Source organism: Nonomuraea maritima (assembly GCF_900100395.1).
In the GTDB taxonomy this organism is placed as follows: domain Bacteria; phylum Actinomycetota; class Actinomycetes; order Streptosporangiales; family Streptosporangiaceae; genus Nonomuraea; species Nonomuraea maritima.
This window is the reverse complement of sequence record NZ_FNFB01000030.1, coordinates 78,424-91,395: the sequence shown is the minus strand read 5'-3', so window position 1 is coordinate 91,395 and position 12,972 is coordinate 78,424. Positions and strand designations below refer to the sequence as shown.

At 70.8% G+C, this 12,972-nt stretch carries 12 protein-coding genes, 1 tRNA gene and 1 other RNA gene; 11 read left to right on the top strand and 3 right to left on the bottom strand.

Features of this window, described 5'->3' with window-relative positions:
- Window positions 1-229, top strand: a 229-nt coding sequence (locus BLR04_RS40090) for a hypothetical protein (protein WP_218129252.1), incomplete at its 5' end; no start/stop codon positions are given.
- An 81-nt stretch (window positions 230-310) separates the two neighbouring features.
- Here the strand turns inward: BLR04_RS40090 and BLR04_RS32680 are convergent.
- Window positions 311-395: transfer RNA gene (locus BLR04_RS32680), tRNA-Ser, on the bottom strand.
- Between the two features lie 96 nt (window positions 396-491).
- On the opposite strand from BLR04_RS32680, the gene ffs reads away from it, so the two are divergent.
- Window positions 492-587, top strand: an RNA gene (gene ffs / locus BLR04_RS32675) — signal recognition particle sRNA small type.
- 31 nt (window positions 588-618) lie between these two features.
- Window positions 619-2,862: a DNA polymerase III subunit gamma and tau gene (locus BLR04_RS32670; protein WP_090772577.1), complete on the top strand. Its 2,244-nt coding sequence runs from the start codon at window positions 619-621 to the stop codon at window positions 2,860-2,862.
- Window positions 2,863-2,891: 29 nt separating this feature from the next.
- Here the strand turns inward: BLR04_RS32670 and BLR04_RS32665 are convergent, their stop codons facing one another.
- Window positions 2,892-4,328 (bottom strand): helix-turn-helix domain-containing protein, encoded by a 1,437-nt coding sequence (locus BLR04_RS32665; RefSeq protein ID WP_090772575.1) that lies wholly within the window; start codon window positions 4,326-4,328, stop codon window positions 2,892-2,894.
- 477 nt (window positions 4,329-4,805) lie between these two features.
- Between BLR04_RS32665 and BLR04_RS32660 the strand changes: the two genes are divergently transcribed.
- The 5 genes from BLR04_RS32660 (at window position 4,806) to BLR04_RS32640 (ending at window position 8,697) form a co-directional block, all read left to right on the top strand.
- Window positions 4,806-5,156, top strand: coding sequence for a YbaB/EbfC family nucleoid-associated protein (locus BLR04_RS32660; protein ID WP_176903390.1), 351 nt, complete (start codon window positions 4,806-4,808; stop codon window positions 5,154-5,156).
- 2 nt (window positions 5,157-5,158) lie between these two features.
- A complete protein-coding gene (gene recR / locus BLR04_RS32655; protein ID WP_090772573.1) occupies window positions 5,159-5,758 on the top strand; it encodes a recombination mediator RecR in 600 nt (199 codons plus the stop codon).
- Entirely contained in the window at window positions 5,751-6,281 is a 531-nt protein-coding gene (locus tag BLR04_RS32650; RefSeq protein ID WP_090772571.1) for a DUF5063 domain-containing protein, read from the top strand. Before recR ends, BLR04_RS32650 begins: the two co-directional genes overlap by 8 nt.
- 83 nt (window positions 6,282-6,364) lie before the next feature.
- The gene (locus BLR04_RS32645) at window positions 6,365-7,639 is read left to right on the top strand and encodes an aspartate kinase (protein WP_090772569.1); all 1,275 of its coding nucleotides are present in this window, start codon (window positions 6,365-6,367) and stop codon (window positions 7,637-7,639) included.
- Window positions 7,636-8,697, top strand: a complete 1,062-nt coding sequence (locus BLR04_RS32640; protein WP_090772567.1) for an aspartate-semialdehyde dehydrogenase — start codon at window positions 7,636-7,638, stop codon at window positions 8,695-8,697. The genes BLR04_RS32645 and BLR04_RS32640 overlap by 4 nt, the downstream gene beginning before the upstream one ends.
- A gap of 57 nt (window positions 8,698-8,754) precedes the next feature.
- Here BLR04_RS32640 and BLR04_RS32635 read toward each other — a convergent pair whose 3' ends face one another.
- Entirely contained in the window at window positions 8,755-9,642 is an 888-nt protein-coding gene (locus BLR04_RS32635; RefSeq protein WP_143022321.1) for a hypothetical protein, read from the bottom strand.
- A gap of 174 nt (window positions 9,643-9,816) precedes the next feature.
- Between BLR04_RS32635 and BLR04_RS32630 the strand changes: the two genes are divergently transcribed.
- The 3 genes from BLR04_RS32630 to BLR04_RS32620 all read left to right on the top strand — a co-directional run bounded on the left by BLR04_RS32630 (window position 9,817) and on the right by BLR04_RS32620 (window position 12,936).
- Window positions 9,817-10,485: a TetR/AcrR family transcriptional regulator gene (locus BLR04_RS32630; RefSeq protein WP_245740795.1), complete on the top strand. Its 669-nt coding sequence runs from the start codon at window positions 9,817-9,819 to the stop codon at window positions 10,483-10,485.
- Window positions 10,486-10,549: 64 nt separating this feature from the next.
- Window positions 10,550-11,509, top strand: a complete 960-nt coding sequence (locus BLR04_RS32625) for an LLM class F420-dependent oxidoreductase (RefSeq protein ID WP_090772563.1) — start codon at window positions 10,550-10,552, stop codon at window positions 11,507-11,509.
- Between the two features lie 8 nt (window positions 11,510-11,517).
- Window positions 11,518-12,936: an amidase gene (locus BLR04_RS32620; RefSeq protein ID WP_090772561.1), complete on the top strand. Its 1,419-nt coding sequence runs from the start codon at window positions 11,518-11,520 to the stop codon at window positions 12,934-12,936.
- Window positions 12,937-12,972: the final 36 nt, after the last annotated feature.

Below are 12,972 nucleotides of genomic sequence, written 5' to 3'. Positions count from 1 at the left end.
CGACGATGCTGATCCAATGGATGGGTTTCACACGCTAATGACGTTGTCCGCCTGCCGCCGGTTCACCAAACGGAAGCTCAGGCCCGTGAAACGAGCCAGTCCTAGCGGCATGGCACGCCGGAACCAGCACGTCACCGACGGCATCCGGAACACGGTGGCCAAGCAGGTTGACAGCCTGCTCTGGGAGGTGGGCGAGGAGGGAGAGGAACCCTCCGAAGAGGCCAACTGAGACTGAAACTGAGACTGGACATAGCGAAAGGGGCCGACTGGGTAGGGTCGGCCCCTTCGCGTTTACTGCCTCAACCAGGCGCGGAGGATAGGGGATTTGAACCCCTGATAGGTTGCCCTATACACGCTTTCCAAGCGTGCGCCCTCGGCCACTAGGCGAATCCTCCGCCGACGAGCTTACCGGACTTCTCGGAGTGCGCAGGCCATGTTTTCCGGCCTCCTTCGGGATGCAGCGAGCACTGCGCCTTACGGCTAGACTGTCCGTGGACCCCTCGCGCGGCGTCATCCTGTGAACCTCCCCAGGGCCGGAAGGCAGCAAGGATAAGCGGGCTCTGGCGGGTGTGCGGGGGGTCTCTTCGTTGGGAGCCCCCTCGCAGGTGGGATGGTCGTATGAGCCTTGCGCTTTACCGCAAGTACCGACCCGGGACCTTCGCCGAGGTCAAGGGTCAGGAACACGTCACCGACCCCCTGCGGCAGGCGCTGCGTACGGGGCGCATCAACCACGCCTACCTGTTCAGCGGCCCCCGCGGGTGCGGCAAGACCTCCAGCGCGCGCATCCTCGCCCGTTCGCTCAACTGCGAGAAGGGTCCGACGCCCGATCCGTGCGGCGAGTGCGAGTCGTGCGTCGCGCTGGCCCCGACCGGGCCGGGCCACCTTGACGTGATCGAGATCGACGCCGCGTCCCACGGTGGCGTCGACGACGCGCGCGACCTGCGTGAGCGGGCCTTCTTCGCCCCCGTCTCCGCGCGCTACAAGATCTACATCATCGACGAGGCGCACATGGTGACCCGTGAGGGTTTCAACGCGCTGCTCAAGCTCGTCGAGGAGCCCCCGCCGCACCTGAAGTTCATCTTCGCGACGACCGAGCCGGAAAAGGTCATCGGCACCATCAAGTCGCGTACGCACCACTACCCGTTCAGGCTGATGCCGCCGTCGACGCTGCGCGCGCTGATGGAGGAGATCCTCACCTCCGAGGACGTGCCGTACGAGCCGGCCGCGCTGCCGCTGGTCGTCCGCGCCGGGGCCGGGTCCGCGCGTGACTCGCTGTCGATCCTCGACCAGCTGCTCGCCGGGGCCGAAGAGGACGGCATCACGTACGCGAAAGCCGTCTCCCTGCTCGGTTACACCGACGGAGACCTGCTCGACGAGGTCGTCGACGCGTTCGCGGCCCGTGCAGGGGCGAAGGTCTTCCACGCGGTCAACCGGGTGATCGAGGGCGGGCACGACCCGCGCCGGTTCGCCTCCGACCTGCTCGAACGCTTTCGCGACCTGGTGATCCTGGCGAACGTCCCCGAGGCGGCCACCAGCGGGTTGCTCGACCGTCCGGCCGACGAGCTGGAGCGCCTGGTACGGCAGGCGGCGTCGATGGGACCGGCCGAGCTGACCCGCGCGGCCGAGGTGTTCAACGCCGGGCTCACCGAGATGCGCGGCGCCACGTCGCCGCGGCTGCTGCTCGAGCTGATGTGCGCGCGCGTCCTGCTTCCCGGGGCCGCCCAGGACGAGGCGGCGCTGCTCGCGCGCGTCGAGCGTCTCGAACGCGGGGGCGCCGTCGCGCAGATGGCCGCCCGCTCGGCCGCTGCCCCCGCTCCTTCCGTGGCCCCCGTCTCCGCATCGGTCCCGGCGTCTGCTCCTGCCCCGGCCGCGGCGTCCGCTCCCGCCCCGGCTCCGGCCGCCGTACCGGCTGAGGCCCCGGCACCCCGGCCCGCGGCAGGTGCGGACGACTGGCCAGAACCGGCGCGTCCGGGAAGTCCGGCGGCTGCTCCGAGCGCTCCCGCGCCGCCCAGCGCGCCCGCCGAGCAAGGTGGTGGGGCTCCGGCGCCCGCCGCGACGGGCGCGGTGGCGGCGCAGTGGCCGGCCGTGCTCGCCGCGCTCAAGCAGCGCAGCATCGTCGTCTGGGCGAACGTGAGCACCAACGCCCAGGTGGTGGGTGTCGAGGGCAAGATCGTGACGCTCGGCTTCTCCCAGGTCGGCGCGATGAAGAACTTCACCGGCGGCGGCAAGGACGCCGTCGTCGCCGGCGTGCTCGGCGAGGTGCTCGGTGGCACCTGGAAGGTGGAGGCCGTCGTCGGCGGCTCCCCGGCGCCGTCCGCGTCGCGGGGCCCCGCCCGTTCCCCGTCGTACGGTGGCGGGCAGCAGGGCGGGCAGGTGGCCGGCGCCCAGGCGGTGCCGCAGGTCACCGAGACGTCGGGGCCGCAGGGCCGTACGGCGTCGCACGGCGGTTCTGGCGACGGTGACGGCGGCGGTCAGGACGACGCGCAGCCCTCGGCCCCTCCGCCGGCCCGTCCGACCACCGACGAGTCCTGGCCCGAGGCGCCCGACGACCCGGGTCCTGGTTTGCCGCCCGCGCCCGACCCGACCCGTACGTCCGCCGCGCCGTCCGGGAAGGGTCCGTCCGCGGGCCTGGCGGCCGCGCGTTCGGCGGCGAAGGCCGCCGCCCAGTCGGGTCCGCGCGTGCCGTCCCCTCGGGGCGGCGCCGCCTGGCCGGAGTCGATCCCTGGACGTGACAAGAACAACGACGTCGACGACGTCGACCCGCTCAACGACGCCGACGCCGACGTGGACGCCGTCTCGGGCATGGCGCTGCTCGAACGCGAACTCGACGCCCAGGTGATCGGCGAGATCGACCACACCTGACCCGACGGACGCGCCGCCGTGCCCGGGGTTCAGGGGTGGAGGCGGGTGCGGGCGGCGGCGGAGCGTAGGTCGGTCGGGGGGAGTTCGGCGAGGCGCTCCAGGATTTCGTAGTCGTCGCGGCCGTTGCGGGTCTGCGCGTACGTCCACAGGTCGTCGGGTGAGCCGCGCCGCAGCAGGCAGGCGCGCACCTGGGCCTCCAGCTCGTCGCGCTCGCGGCGGATCTCGGGTGACTCGGAGCGGGGCAGCAGCGGCCCGGTGTACGCCGAGGCCACCTTCGCCGGGTCGGAGCCGGTCAGCAGACGGCGCAGCTCGAGGAAGTCGGCCTCCACCGGGCAGGTCAGGCGGTACGGCTTGGCCGCGATGGCGTCGCCGAGCTGCGCGCGCAACCGGTGGATCTCGGCCCTGATGGTGACGGGGTTGCCGGCGTCGCCGTACAGGTGGAAGGAGAGCTGTTCGGCGGTGAGGCCGTGGCGGTGGAGGGCGAGGAGGGTGAGGATCTCGGCGTGCCGCAGCGACAGCGGCCGCTCGTGCTCGCCGACGGACGCCGTCGGCCCGCTCTCGCCGAGGAACGCCAGCCGGAGCGCGGGGGACGCGGCGGACCCTGGCGACATGGTGGGCCGCAGCAGAAAGCCGTCGGAGAACGGTTCGAGCAGGGCGACAGTGCCGTCCTTGAGGATCATGCGCCGCCCGGCGGCGGGAAGGAGCGGCACGCGCCCGCCGAGACCGCCCGTAGGGTCGCCGGAGATGACGCGCCCGGTGGACGACAGCAGGATGCCGGGCCGGCTGCGCAGCGACTCGTAGCGGCGGCGCAGGCGCTCGTCGCGCTGGTGCATGCGTACGGTGAGCTCGGTCTCGACGAGCTTGGCGGTGGCGGCGACCAGGGCGACGGTGGCGGGGTGGAGGCTGCTGGAGGTGCCGCTGACGTCGACGCAGCCGATGACGTGGCCGGAGTCGGGGTCGGTGATCGGGGCGGCGCTGCACGACCAGACGTGCAGCACGCGCATGAGGTGTTCGGCGGAGTAGACGTGGACGGGCCGGCCGATGGCGAGGGCGGTGCCGATGCCGTTGGTGCCGACGGCGTGCTCGGCCCATTGGTGTCCGGTGGCCAGGCCGATCGTGTCGGCGCGACGCATGATCGTGTGGTTGCCCTCGCGCCAGAGCGCCCGGCCGTCACCGTCGGTGACGACCACGATATGGCCGGTCTCGTCGGCGAGGCCGGCCAGCGTCGTGGTCATCAGCGGCAGCAGCGGCCGCAGCGGGTGCTCCAGCCGAACCTGCTTGACGTCGGCGGAGTCGTAGACGAGCGGGGCGCCGGTGACGTCCGGGTCGACGCCGGCATCGAGCGAACGACGCCACGACGCCCTGATGACATGCCGGGGGGCCTCGGGCCACGGCCGCCCGGTCGCCGCGGACTCGTGCGCGCTGCGCAGATGCCGCGAGTAGGCGTCGAGGTCGACGTAACTCATCGGTCACTCCAAGTAGTCATGTAGAGCATCCGTCTTGCGACCGTTCTGCGCAACCCGTTTGGGAGGGGATTGCGGAGAGTGATCGCGTGAACGCAACGTGTGTGCAACGTAGCGATGCGTAGGTTCCACTGGCATCACGTCGGCGCGGCGCGGCCGCTCCGCCGGGGTGATGGGCCGGGTCTCGGACGCTGGAGGGGGGCCCGAGACCCGGCAGAGACATCGAGCGCCGCACAAGTCGGGCTCGGCCGGACACCGGCTCTGGAGGGGGGCCGGAGTCCGGCCGGGCATCGGGGTTGGCCCGGCGGGCCGCACCCCGGTGCCGGGCGGCGGGCGGCTCGTCCGGGGTGCAGCGACGCACCTGCTGTCCCGGTAAGCGATCCCTGCACGAAACATGGTGACTCCACCAGTACATGACGCCGTCCAAACGCCGTAGGCTCGTGGCAGTCAAGAACGCTGAGCCATGAGGAGCGCACGACGGTGAACCCAGGGGATGTCAACCTGCAGCAGCTGCTGGAGCAGGCCCAGCTCATGCAGCAGCAGCTTGTGAGCGCCCAGCAGGAGCTCAACGACGCGCAGATCGAGGGCTCATCGGGCGGCGGCCTGGTCACGGCCGTCGTCAACGGTTCCGGTGAGCTGCTCGAACTCAAGATCGACCCGAGTGTGATCGACGGCGACGACGCTCAGGACACCGCCGACACGATCGCCGACCTGGTGATCGCGGCCGTCCGTGACGCCGTCCGCGCCGCCGCCGACCTGCAGCAGGAGAAGCTCGGTCCGCTGGCCCAGGGGCTCGGTGGCGGCGGTCTCGGACAGCTGCCAGGGTTCTAGGCATGTACGAGGGGGTCGTCCAGAACCTGATCGACGAGCTCGGGCTGCTGCCCGGCGTCGGTCCCAAAAGCGCGCAGCGGATCGCGTTCCACCTGCTGGCGGCCGACCCGGCCGACGTGAAACGGCTGGCGCACGCGCTGCTGGAGGTCAAGGAGAAGGTCCGGTTCTGCCGGATCTGCGGCAACGTGGCGGCAGAGGAGGAGTGCCGCATCTGCCGTGACGCCCGCCGCGACACGCACGTCATCTGCGTGGTCGAGGAGTCGAAGGACGTCGTGGCGATCGAGAAGACGCGCGAGTTCCGCGGCACGTACCACGTGCTCGGCGGCGCGATCAGCCCGATCGACGGCGTCGGCCCCGACGACCTGCGCATCCGCGAGCTCATGACGCGGCTGGCCGACGGCCGGGTGACCGAGCTCATCCTCGCCACCGATCCCAATCTCGAGGGCGAGGCGACGGCGACCTACCTTGCCCGTCTGGTCAAGCCGATGGGCCTCAAGGTGACACGACTGGCCAGTGGCCTGCCCGTCGGAGGTGACCTCGAATACGCTGACGAGGTGACCTTGGGCCGGGCCTTCGAAGGACGGAGACTGCTGGATGTCTGACGAGTGGAGCACGCTGGCGGAAGAGATTGCCGGGCACGCTCAGGACTACGTGGACGGCGTGACCCGGGTGGCGGGCGGCGAGGGCGGCGACGCCATCTGGTCGCTGCTGCTGGTCGAGGTCGCCCAGGTGTGCCTGGCGGGCGCCAAGCTCGGAGCCAACCGTGACGTGATACTCGCCGGCAACTACGAGCCGCCGATGAGCGAGGACCCCGACATCGACGGCGTCCGCACGGCGCTGGCCGAGCGGCTGGAGGCGGTCGACGACTACGCCGAGGTGTTCGACCCGTACAAGGACACGGGCGTCACGCCCTACCGGCTGTCCGACGACCTGACGGCGGTCGCCGCCGACCTCATCCACGGGCTGCGCCACTACCACGCCGGCCGCCCGCACGAGGCGCTGTGGTGGTGGCAGTACTCCTACTTCAACACGTGGGGCAACCACGCGGGCGCGGCCATGCGCGCACTCCAGGCGGTTGCGGCGCATTCGCGGCTCGACGTGGCCGAGGAAGTCACCGCGGTCTGAGCATCCACATAGTGGTACGAGCCATCTGATCCATGAGAAGCCCCCAGTAGACTGGCAGCCCACGTCCGAACTGGGAGACTCTCGTGGCGCTCGTTGTGCAAAAGTACGGTGGTTCCTCCGTCGCCGACGCGTCCTGCATCAAGCGGGTCGCGCAGCGGATCGTCGCGACGAAAAAAGCCGGCAACAACGTGGTCGTGATCGTCTCCGCCATGGGCGACACCACCGACGAGCTGCTCGACCTGGCCGAACAGGTGTCGCCGCTGCCTCCGGGCCGCGAGCTCGACATGCTGCTCACCTCGGGCGAGCGCATCTCGATGGCCCTGCTGGCGATGGCGATCGCCAACCTCGGTCACGAGGCCCGCTCGTTCACCGGCTCGCAGGCCGGAGTGATCACTGACTCCACGCACGGCAAGGCGCGCATCATCGACGTGACGCCGAGCCGCATCCAGGAGGCCATCGACCAGGGCCACATCGCGATCGTGGCCGGGTTCCAGGGCGTCTCGCACGAGTCGAAGGACATCACCACGCTGGGCCGTGGCGGTTCCGACACCACCGCGGTGGCGCTGGCCGCGGCGCTGGAGGCCGACGTCTGCGAGATCTACACCGACGTCGACGGCATCTTCACGGCCGACCCCCGCATCGTGCCCGCGGCCCGTCAGATTCCCCGCATCTCCTACGACGAGATGATGGAGATGGCGGCCTGTGGTGCGAAGATCCTGCATCTGCGGTGTGTCGAATATGCTCGCCGTTTCAGCCTGCCGATTCACGTACGCAGCTCTTTCAGCACCAGGGAAGGCACGTGGGTCGTCTCCGACCCTTACACCGAAGGAACCGAGATGGAGCAGCCGATCATCTCCGGCGTCGCGCACGACCGGAGCGAGGCCAAGATCACTGTTGTCGGGGTCCCCGACAAGGTCGGCGAGGCTGCCTCGATCTTCAAAACTCTTGCTGACGCCGAGATCAACATCGACATGATCGTGCAGAACGTGTCGGCCGCGGCCACGGGCCGCACCGACATCTCGTTCACGCTGCCGGTCGCCGACGCCCCGACGGCGCTGACGTCGCTGAAGAAGATCCAGGGCCGGATCGGCTACGAGTCGCTGCTGTTCGACGACCAGATCGGCAAGGTGTCGCTGATCGGCGCGGGCATGCGGTCGCACCCGGGCGTCACGGCCACGTTCTTCGCGGCCCTCGCCGACGCGGGGGTCAACATCGACATGATCTCCACCTCGGAGATCCGCATCTCTGTGATCGTCGGGCAGGACGGGGTCGACGCGGCCGTGGCGGCCGCGCACCGCGCCTTCGATCTCGACGCCGACCAGGTCGAAGCCGTGGTGTACGGAGGTTCAGGACGATGAGCAGAAGGCCCAATCTCGCCCTGATCGGGGCGACCGGTGCGGTCGGCACCGTCATGCGCGACATCGTGTCGACACGTGCGGACATCTGGGGCGAGATCCGTCTCGTCGCCTCGCCGCGGTCGGCGGGCAAGGCCCTGCGGGTACGCGGCGAGGACGTCGTGGTGCAGGCGCTCGCGCCCGAGGTGTTCGACGGCATCGACATCGCCATCTTCGACGTGCCCGACGTGGTGTCGGCCGTGTGGGTGCCGATCGCGGCCGAGCGTGGCGCGATCGCCGTCGACAAGTCGGGCACGTTCCGTATGGAGCCCGACGTCCCGCTGGTGGTGCCCGAGATCAACCCGCTCGAGGCGCGCAACCGGCCGCGCGGCATCATCTCGACGCCCAACTGCACGACGCTGTCGATGATGGCGGCCATCGGCGCGCTGCACGCCGAGTACACCCTCACCGAGCTGGTCGTCGCCTCCTACCAGGCGGTCTCCGGCGCCGGTGTGGCGGGTTCCGCGCGGCTGTACGACGAGGTCGAGGCGCTGGCCGGCGACCGCACGATCGGTCAGGCGGCCGGCGACGTGCGCAAGGCGCTGGCCAACAAGCTGCCCGCCGACTCGCCGTTCCCGGCGCCGATCGCGTTCAACGTGGTGCCGTGGGCCGGCTCGCTCAAGGAAGACGGCTGGGCCTCAGAAGAGCTGAAGCTCCGCAACGAGTCCCGCAAGATCCTCGGCATCCCCGAGCTGAAGGTCTCGTCGACCTGCGTGCGGGTGCCGGTGATCACGACGCACTCGCTGGCCGTGCACGCGCGTTTCGAGCGCGAGATCACGGTCGCCGACGCGCACCGCGTCCTGGAGGCGGCGCCGACGGTGGTGCTCATGGACGACCCGGCCAACGGCGTCTACCCGACGCCGCTCGACGTGGTCGGCACCGACCCCACGTACGTCGGCCGCATCCGCCAGGCGATCGACTTCCCCAACTCGCTCGACCTGTTCGTCTGCGGCGACAACCTGCGCAAGGGCGCGGCGCTCAACGCGGCGGAGATCGCCGAGCTGGTGGCCGCCGAGTTCTGACGCTCGTGGCGACGGGGTGACGCCGTGCGGGTCGCACGGGGTCACCCCGTTTCGCGTTCACCGGAAGAGGATGTCCCAGTGGGAGCCCTCGTTGGCGTAGATCGTCCCCGAGGGTGAGCGGTAGAGCGTCGACCCGTCGCCGCGGCGCCCGGTCTTGCGGGTGTTGGCGACGATGTACCGGTCGATGCAGGAGTTGTGGGAGATGTCGAGCTTGTAGCCGTTCCCATGGCTGTAGTGGCCGGGCGCGTGGCCCCGCTCGGTGCCGCCCGTGACGGTGATCGGGCAGCCGCTCTGCTGCTTCAGCGTGAGGATGTCGCCGATCGTCCCGGCGCGTACCGAGTCGAGTGAGGTGCAGGTGTGCCGGTGCTTGCTGGCGCAGTTGCCGGACGAGTGCACGTGCAGTCCCGCCTTCCGCAGCAGGGTGGTGGCGGAGAAGTGGGACATCTGCACCGAGGCCTGCCTCGGCAGGACGCGGCTCAGATCGACGAGAGGACGCCTGTGGGGCGCGTGACGCTGGGTGCGGGGGGTTTCGGCTGCCTTGGCGTGCGCGTGGCTCCTACGCGCTTTGGCGGCCGCGGACTGTTTCCTGGCCTGAGGGCCGGCTTCCCGACGGGGGTCGGTGCGGTCCTCGTGCGTGTACGGGCGGAACGTCTCCCAGTCGGGCCGGTCGAACGACCAGCCGGGGTCGTCGTACATCTCGGGAGGAAGCTGGTACTCGAAGTCCCTTTCGTCGAAGTTGAAGTCTTCCGCCTCGGTGATCCTCCAGCCCGCCTCCGCCGGGCCCGATCGCCAGTTCTCCGGCCCGTCGTACCAGACGCCGGGGCCGGATTCGTACATGCTGCCCTCCGCGCGCGGCCCATCGGGGTAGGTCGCGGCGGAGGCGGCCGAGGTCAGCGAAATTATGGTGATCTCGATGCCGAGGAGCGCGACCACGGATAGCCGCACTGTTCCACGTATACACATGTCGATGCCTTTTCGCGGAAATAGCCCTTCCGCCTGGAACGAACAATCCCACCAATCACGGGAGATGACTCATGCTCCGACGGCAACTTTGCTCTCAGTCTGCGATCACCGTGCGGCTCCATGACCTTCGTCGCTTCACGCCGTAAAGTGACCAACGTGTCCGAAGCCCGAAACCGTGGACCGGAGAGCACCCGTGAGGTCATTGTCGAGACGGCGTTGCGGCTGTTCCGGGAGCGGGGCTTCGAAGCGACCACCATGCGCGCCATCGCCGCCGAGGCCGGGGTCTCCGTCGGCAACGCCTACTACTACTTCTCCGGCAAGGAGGCGTTGATCCAGGCGTACTACGACCGGGCGCAGGCGGAGCACGAGGTCGCCTGCCGGGAGTTCCTCGCGACGGAGACGTCGTTCGCGGCCCGTCTGAGCGGGGTGCTGCGCGAGTGGCTACGCGTGTCCGAGCCGTACCACGAGTTCGCCGTCAAGTTCTTCAAGCACGCGGCCGAGCCGACCAACCCGCTGAGCCCGTTCAGCGAGCAGTCGTCGCCCGCGCGCGAGGCGTCCATCGCGATCTACCGCGAGGTCGTCGAGGGGTCGCACGACCGGATGAACGCCGAGCTGCGTGAGGAGCTGCCCGAGCTGCTGTGGCTGCTGTCCATGGGCATGGTGCTGTTCTGGGTGCACGACACCTCGCCGGGGTGCGCGCGGACGTACCGGCTGATCGAGGTGACCGTGCCGCTGGTCGACCGGCTGGTGGGGCTGTCGCATCTGCCAGGTTTGCGGGGCATCACGAAGGACTTCATCGCGGCGGTTCACGAGCTACGGGCCTAGGGGAACATACCGAGCGGTTGGTACGGTAAGACGCGTTCCCCTCGAGGACCGTGGAGGCCGCCGCATGACGCAGAACTGGGGCATGACCATCCCCTTCTACGACCGCTCGCTCGCGCGGTCGCGGGAGCTGATCGAGGAGCTGCCTGAACTCGGCTACACCGACGCCTGGTCTGCGGAGGTCAACGGCGTCGACGGGTTCACGCCGCTGGCCCTCGCCGCCCAGTGGGCGCCGGGGCTGCGGCTCGGCAGCGCCATCGTGCCCGTCTCGACGCGCGGCCCGGGGCTGCTCGCGATGTCCGCGGCGACGCTGGCCGACCTCGCGCCGGGACGGTTCACGCTCGGCATCGGCGCGTCCTCGCCGGCCATCGTCGAACGGTGGAACGCCGGCACCTTCGACAAGCCGTACGCGCGCACCCGCGACACGCTGCGGTTCCTGCGCAGGGCGCTCGCGGGGGAGAAGGTCTCGGAGACGTACGAGACGTTCCAGGTGCAGGGGTTCCGGCTGGAACGCGCGCCGAAGACGCCGCCGAAGATCGTGCTGGCCGCACTGCGTCCCCGCATGCTGCGCCTGGCCGCAGAGGAGGCCGACGGCGCGATCACGAACTGGCTGTCCCCACAGGACGTCCGCAAGGTCCGCGCCGAGATCGGCCCCGGCACCGAGCTGATCGCCCGGCTGTTCGTCTGCGTGAGCGAGAACGTCGACCAGGTGCGCGAGATGGGCAGGCGGATGCTGGCCGGCTACCTGACCGTCCCGGTGTACGCCGCGTTCCACGACTGGCTGGGGCGCGGCGACGTGCTGCGTCCCATGCACGAGGCCTGGGCGGCCGGCGACCGGCAGGCCGCGCTCAAGGCCCTGCCCGACGAGGTGGTGGACGCCCTCATCGTGCACGGCGACGCCGCCACCTGCCGGGCGCGCATCCAGGAGTACGTCGACAACGGGCTCGACACCCCTGTCCTCGCCCCGATCCCCGGCGGCGAGATCCCCATCGACCAGGCGGTACGCGAACTGGCTCCCACGAGATAGAGGCAGGCATGGACGAGGTACTGAGACTTGACGCGGTCGGGCAGGCGCAGGCGGTCAGGGACGGCCTGGTGTCGGCGCGCGAGCTGGCCGAGGCCGCCATCGCGCGCATCGAGGCCCTCGACGGCGAGCTGAACGCGCTCGTGCACCGCCGGTTCGAACGGGCGCTGGCCGAGCTCGACGCGATCCCGGAGGACGCGCCGTTCCGCGGGGTGCCGACCCTGCTGAAGGACCTCGGGTGGCGGCAGACGGGCGAGCCGTACCACGCGGGCTCGCGGGTGCACGACGGCCTGACGGCCGCGCCCGAGGGGTACGGCGTGGCCCGGCTGCGCGAGGCCGGGTTCGTCGTCCTCGGCCGGACGAACACCCCTGAGTTCGGCAGCACCATCACGACGGAGCCGGTCGCCTTCGGGGCGACCCGCAACCCGTACGACCCGGCGTACTCGGCGGGCGGCTCCAGCGGCGGCTCGGCGGCGGCGGTCGCGGCCGGGATGGTCGCGCTCGCCACGGCCAGCGACGGCGGCGGGTCGATCCGCATCCCGGCGTCGCTGTGCGGGCTGGTGGGGCTCAAGCCCACGCGGGCCAGGGTGAGCCTCGGCCCGGCGACGGGCGAGGGCTGGAGCGGGTTCTCGTGCCCGGGATTCGTCACCCGTACCGTGCGCGACACCGCCGCGGCGCTCGACGCCGTCTCCGGCACCTACCCGGGCGACCCGTACGGCGCGCCCGAGTTGCCAGGACCGCTCGCCGGCGAGGTGGGACGCGACCCCGGACGGCTGCGGATCCGGTTCCTCACCACGCACCCGCGCGGCGACGTGCCGGAGGCGCCGGAGCTGACGCAGGCCGTCACACGGGCCGCCGCGCTGCTGGAGTCGCTCGGCCACGACGTCGCGCCGGGCGGCCCCGAGGCGCTCGGCGACCCGGAGTTCTCCGCCCACTTCGGCGCCATCGTGGCGAACAACGTCGCCGCGCAGGTCGCCGCACTCGGCCGGGCGCGCGGCAAGCAGGTCGGCCCGGACGAGCTGGAGCCGCGCAACGCCGCGATGGTGGCCGCCGCGAGCGGGCACAGTGCGGCCGACCACATCCTCGCCACGCAGTGGATCGACGGCTTCCGCCGGCGCATGGCCGCCTGGTGGGGCGCCGGACACGACCTGCTGCTGGTGCCCTCGCTCGGGGTGGCGCCGTTCCCGCTCGGCTGGATCCCGCCCGACGACCTCAGCCTGGCCCTCGGCCGTACGGGGCACGCGGTGGCCTACACCTCGCCGTTCAACGCGACCGGGCAGCCCGCCGTGTCGCTGCCGCTGCACAGGGACGCGGCAGGGATGCCGGTCGGGGTGCAGCTGGTGGCCGCGTACGGGCGTGAGGACCTGCTGGTACGCGTGGCCGCGCAGATCGAGGAGGCGACGCCGTTCGAGCACCCCGCCGCCAGGTAGGAACTCCTGGCCTGGCCGACGCGTTATATCGTGAAA